Source organism: Gemmatimonadaceae bacterium, from assembly GCA_035533015.1.
In the GTDB taxonomy this organism is placed as follows: domain Bacteria; phylum Gemmatimonadota; class Gemmatimonadetes; order Gemmatimonadales; family Gemmatimonadaceae; genus JAGWRI01.
In genome coordinates this window covers 75566-96011 of record DATLUQ010000058.1, presented here as the reverse complement: position 1 = coordinate 96011, position 20446 = coordinate 75566, and the positions used below count along the sequence as shown (strand labels likewise).

At 68.3% G+C, this 20446-nt stretch carries 22 protein-coding genes; 21 read left to right on the top strand and 1 reads right to left on the bottom strand.

The features are described 5' to 3' along the window. Positions 1 to 37: 37 nt before the first annotated feature. Positions 38 to 1264 carry a PLP-dependent aspartate aminotransferase family protein gene (locus VNF92_12715; GenBank protein HVA58737.1) on the bottom strand — a complete coding sequence of 409 codons (1227 nt, stop codon included), beginning with the start codon at positions 1262 to 1264 and terminating at the stop codon, positions 38 to 40. Between the two features lie 82 nt (positions 1265 to 1346). Between VNF92_12715 and VNF92_12710 the strand changes: the two genes are divergently transcribed. The 21 genes from VNF92_12710 to ptsP all read left to right on the top strand — a co-directional run bounded on the left by VNF92_12710 (position 1347) and on the right by ptsP (position 20352). Continuing rightward, entirely contained in the window at positions 1347 to 1808 is a 462-nt protein-coding gene (locus tag VNF92_12710; GenBank protein HVA58736.1) for an Lrp/AsnC family transcriptional regulator, read from the top strand. Continuing rightward, entirely contained in the window at positions 1805 to 2968 is a 1164-nt protein-coding gene (gene fbp, locus VNF92_12705; GenBank protein HVA58735.1) for a class 1 fructose-bisphosphatase, read from the top strand. Before VNF92_12710 ends, fbp begins: the two co-directional genes overlap by 4 nt. A 194-nt stretch (positions 2969 to 3162) precedes the next feature. After that, entirely contained in the window at positions 3163 to 4764 is a 1602-nt protein-coding gene (locus tag VNF92_12700) for a methylmalonyl-CoA mutase family protein (protein HVA58734.1), read from the top strand. Between the two features lie 485 nt (positions 4765 to 5249). Further along, a complete protein-coding gene (gene argS / locus VNF92_12695; GenBank protein ID HVA58733.1) occupies positions 5250 to 6905 on the top strand; it encodes an arginine--tRNA ligase in 1656 nt (551 codons plus the stop codon). Continuing rightward, the gene (locus tag VNF92_12690) at positions 6902 to 7825 is read left to right on the top strand and encodes a PfkB family carbohydrate kinase (protein HVA58732.1); all 924 of its coding nucleotides are present in this window, start codon (positions 6902 to 6904) and stop codon (positions 7823 to 7825) included. Before argS ends, VNF92_12690 begins: the two co-directional genes overlap by 4 nt. Continuing rightward, positions 7822 to 8865, top strand: a complete 1044-nt coding sequence (gene purM, locus VNF92_12685; GenBank protein HVA58731.1) for a phosphoribosylformylglycinamidine cyclo-ligase — start codon at positions 7822 to 7824, stop codon at positions 8863 to 8865. Before VNF92_12690 ends, purM begins: the two co-directional genes overlap by 4 nt. After that, complete coding sequence (locus VNF92_12680; protein HVA58730.1) at positions 8862 to 9842, top strand: hypothetical protein; 981 nt, start codon at positions 8862 to 8864, stop codon at positions 9840 to 9842. Before purM ends, VNF92_12680 begins: the two co-directional genes overlap by 4 nt. Before the next feature lie 3 nt (positions 9843 to 9845). After that, entirely contained in the window at positions 9846 to 10934 is a 1089-nt protein-coding gene (gene ribD / locus VNF92_12675; protein ID HVA58729.1) for a bifunctional diaminohydroxyphosphoribosylaminopyrimidine deaminase/5-amino-6-(5-phosphoribosylamino)uracil reductase RibD, read from the top strand. Continuing rightward, a complete protein-coding gene (locus VNF92_12670; GenBank protein ID HVA58728.1) occupies positions 10934 to 11536 on the top strand; it encodes a riboflavin synthase in 603 nt (200 codons plus the stop codon). The genes ribD and VNF92_12670 overlap by 1 nt, the downstream gene beginning before the upstream one ends. Beyond that, positions 11533 to 12738, top strand: a complete 1206-nt coding sequence (locus tag VNF92_12665) for a bifunctional 3,4-dihydroxy-2-butanone-4-phosphate synthase/GTP cyclohydrolase II (GenBank protein ID HVA58727.1) — start codon at positions 11533 to 11535, stop codon at positions 12736 to 12738. The genes VNF92_12670 and VNF92_12665 overlap by 4 nt, the downstream gene beginning before the upstream one ends. Next, the gene (ribH, locus tag VNF92_12660; GenBank protein HVA58726.1) at positions 12739 to 13218 is read left to right on the top strand and encodes a 6,7-dimethyl-8-ribityllumazine synthase; all 480 of its coding nucleotides are present in this window, start codon (positions 12739 to 12741) and stop codon (positions 13216 to 13218) included. It begins immediately after the preceding gene. After that, entirely contained in the window at positions 13208 to 13618 is a 411-nt protein-coding gene (nusB, locus tag VNF92_12655) for a transcription antitermination factor NusB (protein HVA58725.1), read from the top strand. Before ribH ends, nusB begins: the two co-directional genes overlap by 11 nt. Then, entirely contained in the window at positions 13618 to 14727 is a 1110-nt protein-coding gene (locus VNF92_12650) for a glycosyltransferase family 4 protein (protein HVA58724.1), read from the top strand. The genes nusB and VNF92_12650 overlap by 1 nt, the downstream gene beginning before the upstream one ends. After that, complete coding sequence (locus VNF92_12645) at positions 14727 to 15032, top strand: HPF/RaiA family ribosome-associated protein (protein HVA58723.1); 306 nt, start codon at positions 14727 to 14729, stop codon at positions 15030 to 15032. The genes VNF92_12650 and VNF92_12645 overlap by 1 nt, the downstream gene beginning before the upstream one ends. Continuing rightward, complete coding sequence (hprK, locus tag VNF92_12640) at positions 15029 to 16024, top strand: HPr(Ser) kinase/phosphatase (protein ID HVA58722.1); 996 nt, start codon at positions 15029 to 15031, stop codon at positions 16022 to 16024. The genes VNF92_12645 and hprK overlap by 4 nt, the downstream gene beginning before the upstream one ends. Then, positions 16014 to 16406, top strand: a complete 393-nt coding sequence (locus tag VNF92_12635; protein ID HVA58721.1) for a hypothetical protein — start codon at positions 16014 to 16016, stop codon at positions 16404 to 16406. The genes hprK and VNF92_12635 overlap by 11 nt, the downstream gene beginning before the upstream one ends. Then, positions 16403 to 16891: a PTS sugar transporter subunit IIB gene (locus tag VNF92_12630; GenBank protein HVA58720.1), complete on the top strand. Its 489-nt coding sequence runs from the start codon at positions 16403 to 16405 to the stop codon at positions 16889 to 16891. The genes VNF92_12635 and VNF92_12630 overlap by 4 nt, the downstream gene beginning before the upstream one ends. Further along, positions 16888 to 17571: a PTS sugar transporter subunit IIC gene (locus tag VNF92_12625; protein ID HVA58719.1), complete on the top strand. Its 684-nt coding sequence runs from the start codon at positions 16888 to 16890 to the stop codon at positions 17569 to 17571. Before VNF92_12630 ends, VNF92_12625 begins: the two co-directional genes overlap by 4 nt. After that, complete coding sequence (locus VNF92_12620) at positions 17568 to 18338, top strand: PTS system mannose/fructose/sorbose family transporter subunit IID (protein ID HVA58718.1); 771 nt, start codon at positions 17568 to 17570, stop codon at positions 18336 to 18338. Before VNF92_12625 ends, VNF92_12620 begins: the two co-directional genes overlap by 4 nt. Continuing rightward, positions 18338 to 18604: an HPr family phosphocarrier protein gene (locus VNF92_12615; GenBank protein HVA58717.1), complete on the top strand. Its 267-nt coding sequence runs from the start codon at positions 18338 to 18340 to the stop codon at positions 18602 to 18604. The genes VNF92_12620 and VNF92_12615 overlap by 1 nt, the downstream gene beginning before the upstream one ends. Beyond that, positions 18604 to 20352: a phosphoenolpyruvate--protein phosphotransferase gene (gene ptsP / locus VNF92_12610; protein ID HVA58716.1), complete on the top strand. Its 1749-nt coding sequence runs from the start codon at positions 18604 to 18606 to the stop codon at positions 20350 to 20352. Before VNF92_12615 ends, ptsP begins: the two co-directional genes overlap by 1 nt. Positions 20353 to 20446 lie beyond the last annotated feature (94 nt).

The window sequence follows — 20446 nt, the reverse complement described above, 5'->3', positions numbered from 1 at the left end:
CCGATCGCTTGTCCACCCTGGTGGTGCGGACGGACGGTCACACGGTCACGGTCCAGGCAGGTGACGACGAATGGCCGGTGACGGTTGCAGGCAGCGCGGCGGTCAGCGCGCGCGTGAGGTCGGCCCAGATGTCGTCGGGCGACTCGAGGCCAATGCTGAGGCGCAGCATGCCGGGGCTGAGCCCCTCTTCCAAGCGCGCCGCTTCGCCGATCACTCGGTGCGTGAGCCCCGCCGGATGCTGAATCAACGTATCGGTGGAGCCGAGACTCACGGCGGGCGTGATGAGTTGGACGTCGCGGAGCACGGCGGCGGCCGCGTCGAAACCGCCGGCCATGTCGAAGCTGATCATCGCGCCCGGGCCGCGCATCTGTCGTCCCAGGAGCCCTCGTGGATCGCCGCCCGGAAGGCCGGGAAAGTACACGCGTTCGACGGCCGGGTCGGCCGCCAGGCGCTTGGCGATCGTGATCGCGCCGGCCTGGGCCGTGCGCACGCGCACGGCCAGGGTCTGGAGCCCGCGGTGCAGCAGGTACGCCCCCATGGGGTGCAGCACGGCGCCAGTGAGGATGCGGACCTGGCGAAGCGCGCCCGCCCAATCGTCGTTGGTGGCGATGACTCCGGCCATCACGTCGCCGTGGCCCCCCAGATACTTGGTGGCGCTGTGCAGGGAGAGCGTGGCGCCCAGCGTCAGGGGCTGCTGGAGCACGGGGGTGGCGAACGTCGAATCGACGAGCACGGGCACGCGTCCGGCCTGGCGCACGACGTCAGCGATATCGACGAGGGCGAGGGTGGGATTGCCCGGGGTCTCGATGACGACGAGTGATGTGTCGGGGCGGATCGCCGCGGCCACCCCGTCGGCCGCGGCCCAGGTCACTTCCAGCGATAGGAGACGGGACGCGAGCAGGTGGTCGGTGCCGCCATACAGCGGGCGCACGGCCACCACGTGCGATCCGCGCTGGCGAGCCACGAGGAGCGCAGCCGTGACCGCCGCCATGCCGGAACCATAGCTCACGGCGTCGTCGGCGGCCTCGAGTTGGGCAAATGCGCGTTCGAAGCGGTCGACGGTGGGATTGGCGAGTCGGGCGTAGATGGCGTTCCGCTCGGGACGGTCGCCGGCAATCATCGCATCGATGTCATGGATGGCCTCGCTGAGTTCGCCGATCGGGTAGGTCGTGGACAGGTCGAGGGGCGGAGCGTGGACCCCGAGCTGTCGGAAGTCCTCGCGTCCTGCATGGACGCCGGTGGTGTCGATCGAGCGCTGGATCATGGAATTTGCTTCCGTGTGGGCCATGCTAGTAGAATAGTGTTCGGACGCCCGGATTGTCTAACGAATACTTTTCGGCAATCATATGGAAAATCGACCGCTCGACCAAACGGATCACCAGCTTCTGGCCCTCCTCGCGAACAATGCTCGGCTCTCGAATAAGGAACTGGCGGCGCGCGTGGGCCTGGCCCCTTCCAGCTGCCACGAGCGCGTGCGACGACTGGTCGCGACCGGGGCGGTGCAGGGCTTTCATGCCGACGTCAATCCGGCCGTGCTCGGCTATGGCATCGAGGCCATGATCGCCGTGCGCATTCCGCAGCATTCGCGCGAGAATTTCGAGCGGTTCCGCGCCTATGTGATCACGATTCCCGAAGTCGTCGATGTGTACCACGTGAGCGGAGAGATCGATTTCCTCGTCCACGTCGTGGCGCGCGATGCGCAGCACCTTCGCGATCTGGCGCTCGACCGGTTCCTGTCGCGCAAGGAAGTGGGGCACATCGAGACCGAGCTGATCTTCGATCACGTGCGCCCGCTGGTCCGTGCGTGACGGCGCCGCCGGTGCCGTCGAGTCCCGCCGTGTGGTGCGGGGGTGGCGGCGACGTACTGCGGAATCTCCGGACTTGCCCGCCGCGCCACTCGGCCCTCAAGTTCCTTTTCAGTCCCTCCCTCACCGAGGACGGGTTCGTGGTCAATCACACGTCGACTTCGGTCGTCACGATCGAGCGGTTCATCATCGAGCAGGAACGGCTGCATCCCGACGCGAGCGGGGATCTGTCCAACATCCTGTACGATCTCGCACTCGCGGCCAAGATGATCGCCAACAAGGTGCGCAGCGCCGGCCTGGTAGACATCCTCGGCTCGGCGAGCACGGAGAACGTGCAGGGGGAGATCCAGCAGAAGCTCGACCTCTTCGCCAACGAGACGATCGTGAAGGCGATGGATCATACCGGACGCCTGTGCGCCATGGCCTCGGAGGAGGAAGCCGGGATCATTCCCATCCCGCCCGAGTTCCGCACCGGGAAGTACGCGCTGCTGTTCGATCCGCTCGACGGTTCGTCGAACATCGACGTCAACGTCCCCGTGGGGACGATCTTCTCCGTGGTACCGAAGATCACGCGCGGACGCGACGGCGTGATGGAGGACATGCTGCAGCCGGGCCGCCGCCAGGTGGCCGCCGGCTACGTCATCTACGGGTCGAGCACGATGCTCGTGTACACCACTGGCCAGGGGGCGCACGGGTTCACGCTGGATCCCTCGATCGGCGAGTTCCTGCTTTCCCATCCCAACATCCAGATCCCGCAGGCCGGCCGCTATCTGTCGGTGAACGATTCGTACTCGCAACTCTGGGACGAGGACGTGCGCGCGATCATGCGGCGCTACCGTGGAATCGAGGGCGACCGCAAGCCGCTGAGCATTCGCTACGTCGGGTCGCTGGTGGCCGACTTTCACCGCAATCTGCTCGGCGGCGGCATCTTCGCCTATCCGCGCAATCGCGAGTCGCCGGCCGGCAAGCTGCGGCTGCTGTATGAGGCGAATCCGCTCGCGTTCATCGTGGAGCAGGCCGGCGGACTGGCCAGCGATGGGGTGCAGCGGATCCTCGACGTGCAGCCCACCGAGCTGCACCAGCGGACGCCGTTGTATATCGGGAGCCGAGCGGATGTGGAGTTGGCGGAGCGGGTGTTGCGGGGCGAGATGGCGACGGCGTGACGGCCAAGACGCTCTGGTGCTCGTGATGGGAGAACGATGCGGCCGTTCCCGCGAGAACCAGCTACATTCGGAGCCACGTCGTCTCTTTCGCTTAGGGCACCATCCTCTGCCTCCATCGCCCGCCATTCTCAACCCGCCGCCCACTTCCGCTCCTGCGTAGTATCGGCGCTGCGCTGTTCCTCTGTTTCGATCCCATGCCTTCCTTGCCGAACTCCACTCCCTCCGGTCTCCCGGTTCCCCCGGTCGTCCGTCCGCCGGCGGTCCCGCTCGACTATGCCCGCGACCTCGGTGATCCCGGCCAATTTCCGTTCACCCGCGGGATCCAACCGGACATGTACCGTGGCCGGCTCTGGACCATGCGGCAGTATGCGGGCTTCGGAACGGCGGCCGAGACCAACGCCCGCTTTCGGCTATTGCTCGACGCCGGGCAGACGGGGCTGTCGGTCGCGTTCGATCTGCCCACGCAGATGGGGATCGATTCTGATTCCGCGCGTGCGCTCGGCGAGGTCGGCCGCGTGGGTGTGGCGATCGACACGGTGGATGATATGCACACACTGCTCGCCGACCTGCCGCTCGATCGTGTGTCCACCTCGATGACCATCAATGCCACGGCATCCATGCTGCTGGCCATGTACATCGTGGTCGCCGAGGAGCGAGGGCTCGCGCGCAGCGAGCTCAGTGGCACCATTCAGAACGACATCCTCAAGGAGTACATCGCGCGCGGCACCTACATCTTCCCGCCCGAGCCGTCGCTGGCCCTGATCGCCGACGTGTTCCGGTTCTGTGCCGACGAGGTGCCGAACTGGAATCCGATCTCGATCTCCGGCTACCACATGCGCGAGGCGGGGGCCACGGCGGTGCAGGAGCTGGCGTTCACCTTTGCCAACGCGGTGGAATACGTGCAACGTGCCGTCGCGGCCGGCCTCGACGTGAACGCGTTCGCGCCCAGGCTCTCCTACTTCTTCGCGGCCCACAACGACCTGTTCGAGGAAGTGGCCAAGTTCCGCGCCGCGCGCCGGCTCTACGCGCGGCTCATGCGCGACCGGTTTGGCGCCGACGACCGGAGCTGCCGCCTGCGCTTCCACACGCAGACGGGCGGCGTCACGCTCCAGGCCCAACAGCCCCTCAACAACGTGGTGCGCGTGGCGGTGCAGGCCCTCGCCGCGGTGCTGGGCGGCACGCAGTCGCTGCACACCAATGGGTACGACGAAGCGCTCGCCCTTCCCACCGAGCAGGCGGCCACGCTCGCCCTCCGCACGCAGCAGATCATCGGCTACGAGTCCGGCGTGGCGCTGACGGCCGATCCGCTGGCTGGGAGCTACCACGTGGAGCGGCTGACCAACGAGCTGGAGAGGGCGGCCACCGAACTCATGGCGCAGGTGGCCGAGCGCGGCGGTGCGGCACGCGCCATCGAGGCGCGGTTCTTCCAGGAAGAGATCGCCCGCAGCGCGTACGAATATCAGGTGGCGGTGGAGCGCGGCGACACCCCGGTAATCGGCGTCAACACGTTTGCCGACGCCGCGCCGCCCCTCGTGATCCCGGCGCCCGACTACCGCGAACTCGAGCGCGGTCAGGTGGCGCGCCTGACGCAGACCAGAGCCCGGCGCGATGCGCGGGCCACCGCTCGCGCCGTGGAAGCCCTAGGCGCGACCGCGGCGCCGTACGCCAAGGGCGGCGCGCCGGCGAGCCGCCCGGCCCTCATGCCGCGGATCATCGACGCGGTGCGGGCCCGGGCCACCGTCGGCGAGATCTCCGATGCCCTGCGCGCTCAGTGGGGCGAGTACCGGCCGGCGTAGCGCTGGTTCGCGACCGAAACCCTCGCACACCGCGCTTTCGCGTTCGGCGCTGGGCGCACGTCGCGCACTTGTACGCCCCTCGCGCGGGGGGTAGCTTTCGCTGTCTTAAGTGCCAACGAAATGCCTACTTACGAGTATCGCTGTCCCAACGGTCACGACTTCGAGAAATTCTATCGGACGATCAGCTCGTCCGAGTTGGAAGTCGCGTGCCCACAATGCGGGGCGGTGGCACACCGGCGCATGTCGGCCGGTGGTGGGCTCGTGTTCAAGGGCTCCGGATTCTACCTCACGGATTACGGGAAGAATGCCCACGCAACACGTGGTGGCACAAGGCCTTCCACGTCTGATTCAGACACGTCGAAGGGGCAGACGAGCGAGGGTGCGGCCAAGCCGGCGTCCGACGGCAACTCGCCGACTCCGGCACCAGCGGCCGACTCGAGTGGCGGCACGTCGAGCGCTCCCAAGAATCCCCCGAAGAGAGACGCATGACGTCCGGTGAAGACCGGCTCCGCGCCGAACTCACGCGGACGGCGCGAGCCTTGGGTGCACCCGATGACATGATCCCGGTGCTCGAACGCCCGCGCGACCCGTCGTTTGGCGATTGGGCCACCAATCTCGCCATGGTGCTGGCCAAGGGCGTGGGACAGAAGCCGCGTGAACTCGCGCAGCAGATCATCGATGGGCTGAACCTGGCGCGTGCCGGCGTGAGTTCGGCGGAGATCGCGGGGCCCGGGTTCATCAATTTCCGTGTGGCCGTCGACACGTTGGCGCACGGCCTCGAACGGCTGCTCGCCCTGGCGGGGGACTATGGCCGCGACGACACCGGCCGCGGGCAGCCGGTGAACGTGGAGTTCGTGTCGGCTAATCCGACGGGGCCGTTGCACGTGGGGCACGGGCGCCAGGCGGCCTTGGGCGATGCGATCTCATCGCTGCTCGAAGCGACGGGCTGGAAGGTGACGCGGGAATTCTATTACAACGACGCCGGCGCCCAGATCGCCAATCTCGCGGTCAGCGTGCAGGCGCGAATCGCGGAGTTCCGTGGCCGCGACGTGGCGATCCCCGAGGGTGGCTACCACGGGGAGTACATCCGCGAGATCGCCCAGCGGTACGTGGAACTGCACCCGACCGACGCCGAGGGGGCCGACCTCGACGGCGTGCGCCAGTTCTCGGTCCAGGAGCTGCGCGGGGAGCAGGACCGCGATTTGCAGGCGTTCGGCGTGAAGTTCGATGTCTACTTTCTGGAATCGTCGCTCTACGCCGATGGCAAGGTGGACGAGACCATCCGCCGTCTCGTTGCCGCCGGCCACACGTACGAGAAGGACGGCGCGCTCTGGCTCAAGACCACGGATTTCGGCGATGACAAGGACCGTGTGATGGTGCGCAGCCCGGACAAGGGCGGCGAGCCGACCTATTTCGTTCCCGACGTGGCGTATCACGTGACCAAGTGGGAGCGCGGGTTCCATCGGGCCATCAACGTCCAGGGTTCCGACCACCACAGTACCGTGACCCGGGTGCGGATCGGACTCCAAGCGCTCGACTTGGGGATTCCCGAAGGGTATCCCGAGTACGTCCTTCACCAGATGGTCACCGTGATGAAGGGTGGGGCGGAAGTGAAGATCTCCAAGCGCGCGGGCAGCTACGTGACGGTGCGAGACCTGATCGACGAGGTGGGGCGCGATGCGGTTCGCTATTTCTTTCTCATGCGGAAGGGCGATTCGCAGCTCCAGTTCGACGTCGATCTGGCGCGCGCGCAGTCGGAAGAGAATCCGGTGTACTACATCCAGATGGCGCACGCGCGCCTGTCCGGCATCTTCCGCGTCGGCGAGATCGACCCCGCGACCGTGTCGAGCGATGGCGTGGACTTCGCGCAGCTGTCTCGCCCCGAGGAGCAGGAACTGATCAAGGCCTTGCTCGACTATCCGGCGCTGCTGTCGGGCGCAGCGGCGGCGCTCGAGCCGCACCGCCTGGCCACCTACCTGCACGACACGGCGGGCAAGGTGCACCTCTGGTATCACACGGCGCACGTGCTCAACGAACCGGACCCCGTCATGAACGCCCGGCTGGTCCTGGCCCGTGCCGCGCAGATCGTGCTGCAGAACGGACTCGCCGTACTCGGCATCACCGCGCCGGAGCGCATGTGACGCGCGCCGTGCTGGTCGTGGGTTCGGTCGCGCTCGACTCCGTCGAGACCCCGTTCGGCAAGGCCGACAACGTGATCGGCGGCTCGGCCAACTTCTTCGCTGCGGCAGCGAGCCACCTCGCCCCCGTGCAGGTGGTCGGGGTGGTGGGCAACGATTATCCGCTGGATCAGCTGGCGCCGCTGATCAAGCGCGGTGTCGACTTTGCAGGGGTGGAGCAGGCCGACGGAGCGTCGTTCCGCTGGCGCGGCCGGTACCGTCACGACCTCAACGTGGCGGAGACACTCGAGACGCACCTGGGCGTGTTCTCCAACTTCCATCCGAAGATCCCCGAGCAGTTCCGCGACGCCCCGTTCGTCTTTCTCGGGAACATCGATCCGCGGCTCCAGTTGGACGTGCTCGAACAGGTGCGCGAACCCAAGCTGGTGGCCTGCGATACGATGAACTTCTGGATCGAGAGCCGCCGGCCCGAGCTGTTGACCCTCCTCGGACGGGTGGACGCCATCACGCTCAACGATGGCGAGGCGCGGCAGCTCACCGAACAGTTCAACCTCGTCCGGGCGGCCCGTTGGATCATGGATCGCGGACCCCGGCTCGTGATCATCAAGAAGGGCGAGCACGGCGCGTTCATGTTCACGCCGTCGTCGGTGTTCTTCGCCCCGGCGTATCCGCTGGAAGAGGTGTTCGACCCCACGGGCGCCGGCGACTCGTTCGCCGGCGGCTTCATGGGCTATCTGGCGCACACCGGCGACCTCGACGAGGTCAGCCTGCGCCGTGCCGTGGTGTATGGCAGCGCCATGGGGTCGTTCGCCGTGGAGAAGTTCTCGGTCGAGCGCCTATTAGAAATTACGAATGTCGACCTGGAACGGCGCGTGCGCGAATTCCATCGTCTCGTGACCTTCGAGTCGGAGCTCGCCCCGTGAGCGAGCGGCCGCTGGACTACCGCTCGGCGGGCGTCGACATCGCGGCGGCGGACGACGCCAAACACCGCATCCAGCGTCTGGTCGAATCCACGTTCACGGCCGGCGCGGCGGGCAAGTTCGGCGGGTTCGGTGGCCTGTTCCGCATGCCCGCCGACGCCCGGCGCCCCCTGCTCGTGTCCAGCGCCGACGGCGTGGGCACCAAGATCAAGGTGGCCATCGAAGCGGACCGCCACGACACGGTGGGCCACGATCTCGTGAACCACTGCGTGAACGACATCCTCGTACAGGGCGCGGTCCCGCTGTTCTTCCTCGATTACGTGGCGTTCGGAAGGCTGGTACCGAGCGTCGTTGAACGCGTGGTGGCCGGCGTGGCCGCCGGCTGCCGCGAGAACGGGTGTGCCCTCATGGGCGGTGAGACGGCCGAGATGCCGGGCCTCTACACTCCGCCGGACTACGACCTCGCGGGGTTCATCGTCGGCTACGTGGACGAGGACGCCGTGCTCGGCGCCGAACGCGTACGTGAGGGCGACGTGCTCCTCGGCTTCCCGAGCAGCGGGCTGCACACCAACGGCTACTCGCTGGCCCGCCGCATCGTATCGGAACGCATGGGCCTCGGGGTGGCCGATCCGTTTCCGGGGGAGGCTGGGTCGGTGGCTGATGTGCTGCTGCGCGTGCACCGTTCGTACCTTCCGGCCCTGCGCTCGCTGCTCGGCCGCATTCGTGCGATGGCGCACATCACGGGAGGTGGACTTCCCGGCAATTTGAATCGCGCGCTCCCTGACACCCTCGATGCCGAGGTCGATGCCCGCACGTGGACCGTGCCGAATGTCTTCGCGCAGCTGCAGCGGGCGGGGGGGGTGACCGCCGACGAAATGTTCCGCGCGTTCAACATGGGCGTCGGTATGGTAGCGATCGCGGCCCGGGGCGAAGCGGAAACGGTGCTGACGGATGCGGCGGCGGCCGGGCTGGCGGGATGGCAGCTCGGTCGCGTTGTCCGCGGTTCCGGTCGCGTGCACATCCAACACGCGGAGGCGGTATGAAGGGTTCATGGTTCGTGATGGCGGTGACGCTCACGGTGGTTGGCGCCGGCGCGGCCCGCGCACAGTCGTCGGCGTGTCCGTCTGGTGCTCAGGGTACGGCGACGCAGGTGAGTCAGGACGCGTGCCAGCAGGCCGTGGACGTGTTCCAGTACATGGCCCCCCAACTCGGAGCGGCGGTCGCGGGCGGCAATGCCACGCTGGGGCAGGGTGGCACGTTGGGCGGGTTCGGGCACTTCTCGGTCGGCGTGCGCGCGAATGTGGTAGCGGCCACGCTTCCGCAGGTGGACGCATTCCAGCAGAGCGTGACTGGCGCGCAGCGGCAAACGCTGCCCACGAAAGACAATCAACCGCTTCCGATGCCCGTAGCCGACGCGGCGATCGGCCTCTGGAGCGGCATTCCAGTAGGCGTCACGAATGTGGGCGGAGTCGACGCGTTGGTGAACGTGGCCTATATCCCGGACGTCACCCAGAACGGCCTGAGCGTGAAGGCTCCCAACGGGTCCCTCAAGTTCGGCTACGGCGTGCGCGTGGGGATCATCCAGGAGTCGATCGCCCTCCCCGGCGTCGCGGTCACGTACCTCAAGCGCGACCTGCCGGCGGTGACCCTCGAAGGCGCGTCGGGCTTCACCACGTTCATGGTATCCAACGTCAACATCGGCACGACGGCGTACCGACTGGTGGCGAGCAAACACTTCGTGGTATTCGGACTGGCTGCCGGCGTGGGCCAGGACAAGTACAGCCAGTCAGCGGACGTGCAGGCCACGGTGCTGGGGCAGACGTCACCGACGGTGTCGCTGTCGCAGGATGTGACCCGCACCAACATGTTCGCCGATCTGTCCCTCAACCTGCCGATCCTCACATTGGTCGGCGAAGTGGGCCAGGTGTCGGGTGGCTCGGTGAGCACGTACAATCAGTTCTCGAAGGACGCCAACGCCTCACGCCTCTACGGCTCCGTTGGGCTCCGCCTTGGCTGGTAGCGCATGACCGATCGTGACGGCTCGGCGTTCATGCGCCGGGCACTGGAACTCGCCCGCACTGGCTGGGGGCAGACGGCGCCGAACCCGATGGTCGGCGCCGTCGTCGTCCGCGACGGGGCGGTCGTGGGAGAAGGCTGTCACGCACGGTACGGCGAAGCGCACGCCGAGGTGGCGGCGCTGGCGGCAGCCGGGGGGCGCGCGCAGGGTGCCACCATGTACGTCACCCTCGAACCGTGCACGCATCACGGCAAGACACCTCCGTGCGTCGAGGCAATCATCACCGCGGGTGTGACCCGCGTGGTGATCGCCACCCGCGATCCCCATCCGCAGGCGGCAGGCGGCGCCGACCGCCTGCGCGCTGCGGGCATCGGCGTCGACATCGGCCACGGCGCCACCGAGGCCCGTGAGCTGAACGCCGCGTACTTCCATCGATTGGCGCACGGCGAGCGCCCGTTCGTCACGCTCAAACTCGCCGTGTCGATCGATACCGCGATCGCCGCCGCCGACCGGAGCACGACCACGTTCCTCACCGGGCCGGAATCGCGGCGCGAGGTACACCGCCTGCGGGCCGGCCACGACGCGATCGCCGTCGGCGTGGGCACGGTGCTGGCCGACGATCCGCAGCTCACGGTGCGTCACTGGGACCCGCCGCGCGTGCCGCTCACGCGCGTGGTCTTCGATTCGACGCTCCGCACGCCCCTCGAGTCCGCGCTGGTGCGCACGGCGCGCGAGACGCCCGTGGTGCTCGTGGCGCGTGCCCCCGATCCGGCCCGGGCGCGTGCGCTCGAAGGCGCCGGAGTCGTCGTTGTGGAAGCCCCGGGGTTCACCGAAGCGCTGCTCGCCCTCGCCGAACGGGGCATCGGGTCGCTCCTTGTGGAGGGTGGGGCCCGGTTGGCCGGCACCTTCCTCGCGAACGCCGCCGCCGACCGGTTGATTATCTTTCGGGCGCCGGTGGTGTTGGGGGAGGGCGCGCTCAATGCCTTTGCCTTCGCGCCGCCGGCCGACGTCGCGCGCTTGGAGCGGTTGCGCGTGCTGGAACGCCGTGTGCTGGGTGCGGACGTCATGACGACCTATGCGCTGGGAGCGCCTTAGTGTTCAGCGGGCTGGTTGACAGCGTCGGATCCCTCGATCGCGTGGCCGAAACGGAGGCGGGACGCGAGTTCCGCATCCTCTGTGGCTACGACGACCTCACGGACGGCGAGAGCATCGCCGTCAACGGGGCCTGTTTGACGGTGCGCGCACATGGACCGGGTTGGTTCACCGTGGCCGCTGTGTCCACCACCATGGGGCGCACGACGCTCGCCGGTTGGCAGGTCGGCCGGCGCGTGAACCTCGAGCGCGCGCTGCGACTGGGGGATCGCTTGGGAGGGCACCTGGTACTCGGCCACGTGGACGGCGTGGGGCGCGTGCAGAACGTCGCGCAGCGCGGCGACGCGCGGCTCGTCGATCTTGCCCTGCCGGTGGAGGTCGCTGAACTTCTGGTGCCGCAGGGCTCCCTCACGGTGGATGGCGTGAGCCTCACGGTGAATGCCCTTCCGGTCGGCGAGACCGCGCAGATTTCCCTGATCGAGTACACGCTGCGCCACACCACCCTCGGCGCGTTGCGCGAAGCTGACGAGGTTCACGTGGAAGCGGACGTGATCGGTAAGTACATACAGCGACTGACGGCGTCCTACCGGACGCAAGCTATATGACCTTTGGCACGGTAGACCAGGCGATCGCCGACATCAAGGCCGGCAAGTTCGTGATCGTCGCCGACGATGAAGACCGCGAGAACGAGGGCGACCTCATCTGCGCGGCGCAGTTGGTGACGCCGGACATGGTGAACTTCATGATCCGGAACGCCGGCGGTCTCGTCTGCCTGGCGCTGCCGCCGGAGCGCGTGGACCAGCTCGACCTCGCTCCGATGAGCGAGACCAACCCCGACGAGTACCGCACCGCGTACACGGTGAGCGTTGACGCCAGCGCACGGTTCGGCGTGACCACGGGCATCAGCGCTCAGGACCGCGCCACGACCATTCGGGTGGCCGTCGATCCGGCCACGGCTCCGGCCGACCTGCGGCACGGCGGGCACGTGTTCCCCCTGCGGGCGCGCGAAGGTGGTGTGCTGCAGCGCGTCGGCCACACGGAGGCCGCGGTGGATCTGGCGCGACTGGCCGGGCTCTACCCGGCCGGCGTGATCTGCGAGATCCTCAACGCCGACGGCAGCGCTGCGCGGCGCGAGAGCCTGGAGCAGTTCGCCGAAACGCGGGGGCTCACATTCATCACCGTCGCGCAGCTCGTGGCCCACCGACTCAAGCACGAACGGCTGGTACACCGCGTGGCCGAAGCGCGTCTGCCCACCGAATACGGCACGTGGCGCATCGTCGGGTACCGCAACGACGTCGACCCGCACGAACACGTCGCCCTCATCTACGGCGACGTGACCGAGGGCGAGAACGTGCTGGTGCGCATGCACTCCAAGTGCCTCACCGGCGACGTGTTCCACTCTAAACGTTGCGACTGCGGCTGGCAGCTGGACACCGCCATGCGCATGATCTCCGAAGAGGGGCGCGGCGTGATCGTGTACCTCGACCAGGAGGGGCGCGGCATCGGGCTGCTCAACAAGCTCAAGGCCTACGAACTGCAGGACACCGGCATTGACACCGTCGAGGCGAACGAGCGACTCGGGTTCAAACCCGACCTCCGCAACTACGGCATCGGCGCTCAGATCCTGCTTGATATAGGGCTCAGGTCCATTCGGCCGATCACCAACAATCCGCGTAAGATGGTCGGACTGGAAGGCTACGGGCTGCGCGTCGAGGAGCGCGTACCGATCGTTCAGCCGGCACAGGACGAGAACGCCGACTACATGAAGACGAAGCGCGAAAAGCTCGGACATCTCCTCGTCTCCTAAATGGCTGAATTCACGGGAACGCCTTCGGGCCACGGCCGCCGGGTGGCGGTGCTGGCCAGTCGGTTCAACGACTCGATCACCACCAGGCTGGCCGACGGGGCCATGGATGCCCTCGTGCGCCACGGGGTGGCCGCGGCCGATGTGGACCTCGTATGGGTCCCGGGCGCGTGGGAGCTGCCGATCGCCGCGCGACGGCTCATGGCCGGCGACCGCTACGACGCCATCGTCGCGGTGGGCGCGGTGATCCGCGGCGAGACCCCGCATTTCGACTACGTGGCGGGCGAGGCATCGCGCGGACTGGCCCTGGCGTCGGCAGAATTCGAGACGCCGGTTGGATTCGGGCTGCTCACGTGCGATACGGTGGAGCAGGCCGAGGCGCGCGCCGGCGGCGCTCACGGCAATAAAGGTTGGGACGCGGCGCTCGCTGCGCTGGAAATGATCGACCTCCTGGATCGCCTGGACGTGCCGGATGAGGGTTGAGACGCGCGCCCGGGCCCGGGCGCTGCAGGCGGTGTACGCGTGGGACCTTCGCGGCACGGCCGATCTGGACCGGGTGGCCACGGCGGTCTGGGACGACCTGGCCATCGCGCCCGACGAACGCCGTCTCGCCGGCCTGCTCGTGCGCGAGATCATCGACCACGGGGACGAGATCGATCGCGAACTGGCCGCCGTCACCACGAACTGGCGATTGGAGCGGCTGGGGGTCATTGAACGCACCGTGCTGCGCGTGGCCGCCGCCGAACTGCACCGCGGGGAGACACCGGCCCGCGTCGTGATCCAGGAGGCCATCCGCCTGGCCGAGCGGTACGGGAGTGAGCAGAGCGCGCGGTTCGTGAACGGCGTGGTTGACGCGCTTGCCCGGCGCATGGGACGCCTCTAGTGCGTATCCTGCTCGTCAACTGGCAGGACCGGGAGAATCCGCTGGCCGGGGGCGCGGAGATACATCTGCACGAGATCTTCGGCCGCCTCGTGCTCAAGGGACACCAGGTCGTGCTGCTCTGCGGCGGCTGGTCCGGCGCTCCGCCGCGTACGGTGCTCGACGGCATCGCTGTGCACCGGGTGGGCACGCGGCACACGTTCCCATTCCTGGCCCGCCGGTACTACGCGCGGCATCTCGCTGGCACGTCCGACGTGCTGGTCGAGGACGTGAACAAGATCCCGCTGTACACGCCTCGCTGGGGAGCGCAGCGGGTGATGACCCTCGTGCCGCACCTGTTCGGCGCCACGGCATTCCGGGAGTTTGCGGCGCCGTTGGCCGCGGCCGTGTGGCTCGCGGAGCGGCCGCTGGGGCGCGTCTACCGCCGCGTGCCGTTCGAAGCGATCAGCGAGAGCACCAAGGAAGACCTGGCCCACCGGGGAATTGACCCGATGCAGGTCGAGGTGATCTATCCCGGCATCGACAGCGCGGCGTACACGCCGGCGCCCGGCGCGCGCGCGGCGGTGCCGACGTTCTCGTATCTGGGACGCCTCAAGCACTACAAGGGCGTGCATTTGGTGATCCGCGCCTTCGCCGCCATGCAGCACCGGAACGCGGTGTTGGAAATCGCCGGGGCGGGAGACTACCGCGCGCGGCTGGAACGGTTGGCGGCGTCGCTTGACCTGGGCTCGCGCGTGCGGTTTCTTGGGCGTATCAGCGACGAGGAGAAGCTGGCGTTGCTGCGCCGGTCGTGGGCGCTCGCCTTCGCATCGCCCAAGGAGGGGTGGGGGATCACGAATCTGGAGGCCGCGGCGTGCGCCACGCCCGTGGTCGCTTCGAATTCGCCGGGAATTCGCGAATCGGTGCGCCACGGCGAGACCGGGTTTCTCGTGCCGCACGGTGACATCGAAGCCATGGCGGCCGCGATGGACCGGCTGGCCGCGGATCCGATGCTCGTCGAGTCTCTGGGGGTGCAGGCGCGACGCTTTGCCGAAAGCTTCACGTGGGAACGGGCTGCCGACCAGACCGAGCAGCACCTGACCCGCGTCCTCGCGATGGAGGTTCCCGTCTGATGGAGATCATTTTTCATGGGCACCGCGCGCCCATGTCTCCCCGATTGACGCGCCGGGCCCGGGAGGGCGTGAGCAAGCTGGCACGCCGCCTGGGCCGTCCCGTGGACGCGATCGTTCGCTTCGAGGAGGACGGGCCCGCCCGACGCGTCGAGATCACGCTCCACTCTCCGCGCCAGAAGCCGATCATCGCCGACGCCCGTGCCCGCTACACCGGCACGGCGCTGAGCCAGGCGCTCGACCGTCTGGGTGCGCAGGTCGCCCGGGTGCGCCGCCAACGCCTCGCGCGCCGCGTCGTCCGCGCATGAGCCCGTCGGCGAAGGGCGCGACCAAGCCGCCACTCACGGCGGGGCGGCTGCTGGAGCGTATGCGCGACACCCTGGAACTGACGCTCGTCGAAGGCACGGGGTCGCTCGAACGGGTCATCACGAGCCCCAACATCTCGAGCCCGGGACTCGTGCTCGCCGGGTACACCGAGCGCTTTCCCGGTCACCGCCTGCAGGTGCTCGGCGAGACCGAGGTCACGTACCTCGACACGCGAGAGCCGGGAGAGCGCGCGCGGGTGCTCCAGTTGTTCTTCTCGCACGCCATTCCGTGCGTGTTCGTGACCAAGGGATTGGCGCTCCCGGCCGCCGGCGTCGAGGCGGCGCGCGCGGCCGGCGTTCCGGTGTTCACGTCGGCCCTCAAGACCAACGAGTTCTACACGCGCATCAAGCCGTGGCTCGAGGACGAATTCGCGCCCACCACCACGATCCACGGTTCCGTGGCCGACGTGTTCGGCGTGGGCCTGCTGTTCATCGGGCGCAGCGGTATCGGCAAATCGGAATGCGTCCTCGACCTCGTGGAACGAGGGCACCGGTTGGTGGCCGACGACCTCGTGTTCGTCAAACGTCGCGGCACGGACGTGCTCATCGGGAGCGGCCACGAAATGCAGCGCCATTGCATGGAGATCCGCGGGGTGGGGCTCGTGGACGTGCCGGCGGTGTTCGGCGTCCGGGCCGTGCGTCAGCAGAAACGCATCGAGGTCGTGGTGCAGTTGGCGGAGTGGCATCAGGACATGCCGATCGACCGTACCGGCCTCGACGGCGAGTCGACGACGATCCTCGATGTCGAACTGCCGCAGATCACGGTCCCGCTCAACCCGGGCAAGAATATCACGGTGGTCGCCGAGGTGATCGCGATGAACCATCTGCTCAAGTACAGCGGGTTCGATCCCGCCGAGCGATTCAACGCCCGGCTCATCGGGCACCTGCGTGCAGCCGCCGACGTCAAACGATATCTCCAGGAAGATGACGAATAACCAACCCCGTGCCATCGTCGCCGGGCACGGCGACTTCGCTGCCGGTCTCGTGTCGGCGGTGGAAGTCATCACCGGGCGCGGCCACCTGTTTCACCCCGTGGCGGTGACCGAGTTGAGCGCCACCGATATCGAGGCGCTGCTCCGTGATACGATGGAGCGCACCGGCGTGCACGTGCTGTTCACCGATCTGCGCGCAGGCAGCTGCACGATGGCCGCGCGCCGCATTCTGCGCGGCATGCCGAGCGCCGTGCTCGTCTCCGGCGCCAATCTACCGGCGCTGCTCGATTTTGCGTTCGCCGACGCTGAGACCGCCGTTACCGCTGCGCGCCATGCCGCCGACCGCGGGCGGGCGTCCATCGACGCCGTCGAGGGCACCCCGTGACGCTTGTGTTGTACCGCATCGACGACCGGCTGATCCACGGACAGGTGGTGCTGGGGTGGGGCCAGCCGCTCGACGTCGGTTTCATCGTACTCGTCGACGACGGCGTGGCTGGCAGCGAATGGGAGCGCGACCTGTACCGCATGGCCGTGCCGCCTGGCGTGGACGTCTACTTCCATACGGCCGCCGAGTGCGCCGTGGTGCTCGGTGGCTATCGTGCCGATCCCCGCCACGGCATCCTGCTCACCGGCGATGTGCACACCATGCGCGCGCTCGTTGCGGGTGACGGGATCCCCGCGGTGAACCTGGGAGGCATCCACCACCGCCGCGACCGCGTCCAGCGGCTGCGCTACCTGTTCCTGTCACCGGACGAAGCGGAGGCGCTGCGCGAGATCGCGGCGCGTGGCGTCGTCGTGACGGCGCAGGACGTACCGTCGGCGCGGGCTGTTCCCTTGGACGAGATCCTGGCTGCGGGCGGCGCGCCGTGACGCTCGCCGGCCTGCTCCCCATCGCCCTCCTGGGCGGCATCGCCGGGCTGGATACGGTGAGCTTTCCCCAGGTGATGATCTCGCGGCCGCTCGTGGCGGCCACGCTGGGCGGCGCCCTCGTTGGCGCTCCGGGGCCAGGGCTGCTCGTGGGCGCCGTGCTCGAGTTGATCGCTCTCGAGACGCTTCCCGTGGGCGCATCACGGTATCCCGAATGGGGCTCGGCGTCGGTCGTGGCGGGCAGCCTCTTCGGGGCCAGCGCCGATTCGGCGGTCGGCGCGCTCACCGTGGCCGTGCTGGGCGGGCTGATCGTGGCTTGGCTCGGTGGCTGGACGATGGTGAAGGTGCGGCAGCGCAACGCGGTCGTGGCCAGGGCCCACCAGGCCGCGCTCGACGCTGGGGCGCCGGGCGCGGTGATGGGCGTGCAGTTAGCGGGGCTGACCGCCGATCTCGTGCGCGGCGTCGCCTTGAGCGGCGTTGCCTATGCCGTGCTCCTTCCTGCTGAACGGGCCGTGCTCGCCCACTGGACGCTCTCCGAACAGGGGTCGCGCGCTGCCCTCGTGGCCACGGCCGCCAGTGTGGCGGCCGCTGCCACGTGGAAGCTCTTCCACTCCACGACCTGGGCCCGCTGGTTCTTCATCGGTGGCCTGGGGCTTGGGCTCCTGGCCCTGGGGCTGCGATGACGGGGCCTGCCCCCGCGCGTCCACGTCTCCCGTCGCGCGTCCGCGCCGCGATGCTCCTGCGCCTGTTCGCCATTCAGGGCTCCTGGAATTATGAAACACTGATGGGCAACGGCATGGCGTTCTGCCTTGAGCCGGCGCTCCGGTCGCTCCCCGGCGGCGTGCGCGGGCCGCGATTCAAGGAGGCGCTGGCCCGCCAGAATCGGTATTTCAATGCGCACCCGTACCTGGCCGCGTTCGCCGTGGGGGCGCTGGCCCGCGTCGAACTCGACGGCGAGGCCCCGGAGCGCATCGAGCGATTCCGCGGCGCGCTGTGCGGCCCGTTGGGCAGCGTGGGCGACCAGCTCGTGTGGGCCGGTTGGCTGCCACTGTCGTCCTGGGTCGCGCTGGGGCTGTTCGGGTGGCACGCGTCGGCTGCAGTCGTTGTGATCACATTTCTGCTTCTGTACAACGTGGGCCACGTGGCGCTCCTGGTATGGGGGTTGCGTACGGGGTGGGACCAGGGGCTGGGTGTCGCCGCCGGACTGGGGCACCCGGTGCTGCGTCGGGGGCCGACGATCCTGGGCCGCGCGGCCGCCCTCGCCGCTGGTGTGGGCATTCCGCTTGCCCTCGCCCGTCTCGTGGGTGCGCAGCGCACTCAGTTGAGCGAAATTCTGCTGGCGGCGCTCGTAGGCGCCGTGGTCGTGGTCAAGGCGCAGGCCAAACTCGAAGGCTGGCGGTTCGCCCTTCTTGTGGTGACCGCCGTCGTCCTCTTCTCGGTGATCCGCTGATGCCTGAATGCACCGCGACGATCGTCAACCAGGTGGGCCTGCATGCGCGGCCGGCCGCGCAGATCGTGAAGCTCGCCTCCCGGTTCAAGAGCGACATCACCCTCGCGCGCGAGGACCTCGAGGTGAACGCGAAGAGCATCATGGGCGTGATGATGTTGGCCGCTGAGCGCGGCGCCAAGCTCGTGCTGCGTGCCGAGGGCCCCGATGCCGACGCCGCGCTGGTCGCGCTCTCCCAGCTCATCGCCGACGGATTCGGAGAGCCCTAGTGGACCGCACTCTGGCCGGCATCCCCGCGTCACCCGGCATCGCCGTCGGTACCATCCACCTGCTGCGGTGGGAGGTGCCGGACGTACCGCATCGCCTGATTCCAGAAGACCAGATCCCCTCCGAGCTCCGGCGGTTTCACGCGGCCATCGACCGTGCCAAGGAGCGGCTGAACCAGGTGCGGGTGCGGGTCGAGGCCGTGGCCGGCCGCGAGGAAGCGGCGATCTTCGACGTGCAGCACTCGATTCTCGAAGACACCGAACTCCTGTCGGGGGTGGAGGAATTCATCCGCCAGCAGCTGGCCGCCGAGAAGGCGTTCGATCTCGTCATGCTCGAATGGCGCCAGCGGTTCGCCCGTCACTCGGTGGCGATGCTGCGCGAGCGGGTGAGTGACCTCACGGACGTGCACATCCGCGTACTGTCGCTCCTCCTCGAACTGCCCGACCACGACCCCGTGGACCTGCCACGCGGCGCTCGCGTCATTCTCGTCACGCACGACCTCACTCCAGGCCTCACGGTGCAACTCGACCGCGAAGCGATTGTCGGGATCGCCACCGACGCCGGTACCAGGACCTCGCACGTCGCCATCCTCGCGCGGTCGCTGCACTTGCCGGCCGTGGTCGGGTTGCGCACGGCGGCCAAGTCGCTCGTCGGCGGCGAGCGTGCCATCCTCGATGGGAGTGCGGGCACGATCACCGTCAGCCCCACCGATGTCGAGATCGAACAATACCGCGAGCGTGCCCGCCAGGAAGAGGTGGTCGAGGGCGAGCTCCGCCGGCTGGCCAAGCTGGAGAGCGTGACGCTCGACGGCGTGTCGATCCTGCTGCACGCCAACGTCGATCTGCCCGAGGACGCCGACGCGGCGCGCGACAGCGGGGCCGAGGGCGTGGGGCTCATGCGCACCGAATTCCTGGTCATGGGTCGCGCCACGATGCCCGACGAGGAAGAACAGTACCGCAGCTACCGGCGCGTGATCGAGGCGTTCGCCGGCATGCCAGTGGTGATTCGCACGTTCGACATCGGCGGCGACAAGCTGCCCGTAGGCGGGTTCCCCACGGAAGCGAATCCGTTCCTCGGCTGGCGCGCCATCCGCATGTGCCTCGATCAACCGGCGATCTTCCGCACGCAACTCCGGGCGCTGCTGCGCGCGGGAGTACACGGCGATCTGCGCATCATGCTTCCGCTGGTCGTGTCAGTGGCCGAGGTGCGCCAGTCCCGCGTCCTGCTCGCCGAGGCGGAGCAGGAACTGGCTGCACGCGGCGTGGAATTCAAGCGCGATATTCCGTTGGGCGTGATGGTCGAGACACCGGCCGCTGCGGTCGCCGCTGATACGTTCACCCGCGAGGTCGCGTTTCTCAGTATCGGCACCAACGACCTCGTGCAGTACACCCTGGCGGTGGACCGCGGGAACGCGAACCTCGCCAATCGGTTCACGCCGCTGCATCCGGCCGTGCTCCGCCTCATCCGCCGCATCGTCGATATGGGGGATCAGGCTGGTCTCGAGGTCGCGGTGTGTGGCGAGATGGCGTCGCAGCCCATCATGGCGTATGCCCTGCTCGGGCTCGGCGTTCGCAAATTGAGCGTCGCGGCGCGATCGCTGCCGCTGGTCAAGCGCATCGTGCGGAGCATCAGCGTGCGCGATGCCGAGGTGGCGGCGACCGCCGCCCTCCACGCCGATACGGCCGAAGCGGCCGAGGAAGAACTCGTGCGGCGCCTGCGCGAGGCCATCGGCGATCTCGCGTTTCACTGATCGCGGGTTGCCGGGGCAAGCGCGTTCCCCTTATTCTCCAAGTCTCGCGGCGCATGCGGGCGCGCCGCCTGTGCCCTCTACCTTCGACCGAGCC

What these genes read in the sequence shown, in the direction of transcription:
- VNF92_12715 (HVA58737.1), bottom strand. Translation starts at nt 1,264, where the DNA reads ATGATCCAGCGCTCGATCGACACCACCGGCGTCCATGCAGGACGCGAG.
- VNF92_12710 (HVA58736.1), top strand. Translation starts at nt 1,347, where the DNA reads ATGGAAAATCGACCGCTCGACCAAACGGATCACCAGCTTCTGGCCCTC.
- VNF92_12700 (HVA58734.1), top strand. Translation starts at nt 3,163, where the DNA reads ATGCCTTCCTTGCCGAACTCCACTCCCTCCGGTCTCCCGGTTCCCCCG.
- argS (HVA58733.1), top strand. Translation starts at nt 5,250, where the DNA reads ATGACGTCCGGTGAAGACCGGCTCCGCGCCGAACTCACGCGGACGGCG.
- VNF92_12680 (HVA58730.1), top strand. Translation starts at nt 8,862, where the DNA reads ATGAAGGGTTCATGGTTCGTGATGGCGGTGACGCTCACGGTGGTTGGC.
- ribD (HVA58729.1), top strand. Translation starts at nt 9,846, where the DNA reads ATGACCGATCGTGACGGCTCGGCGTTCATGCGCCGGGCACTGGAACTC.
- VNF92_12665 (HVA58727.1), top strand. Translation starts at nt 11,533, where the DNA reads ATGACCTTTGGCACGGTAGACCAGGCGATCGCCGACATCAAGGCCGGC.
- ribH (HVA58726.1), top strand. Translation starts at nt 12,739, where the DNA reads ATGGCTGAATTCACGGGAACGCCTTCGGGCCACGGCCGCCGGGTGGCG.
- nusB (HVA58725.1), top strand. Translation starts at nt 13,208, where the DNA reads ATGAGGGTTGAGACGCGCGCCCGGGCCCGGGCGCTGCAGGCGGTGTAC.
- VNF92_12645 (HVA58723.1), top strand. Translation starts at nt 14,727, where the DNA reads ATGGAGATCATTTTTCATGGGCACCGCGCGCCCATGTCTCCCCGATTG.
- hprK (HVA58722.1), top strand. Translation starts at nt 15,029, where the DNA reads ATGAGCCCGTCGGCGAAGGGCGCGACCAAGCCGCCACTCACGGCGGGG.
- VNF92_12635 (HVA58721.1), top strand. Translation starts at nt 16,014, where the DNA reads ATGACGAATAACCAACCCCGTGCCATCGTCGCCGGGCACGGCGACTTC.
- VNF92_12620 (HVA58718.1), top strand. Translation starts at nt 17,568, where the DNA reads ATGACGGGGCCTGCCCCCGCGCGTCCACGTCTCCCGTCGCGCGTCCGC.
- VNF92_12615 (HVA58717.1), top strand. Translation starts at nt 18,338, where the DNA reads ATGCCTGAATGCACCGCGACGATCGTCAACCAGGTGGGCCTGCATGCG.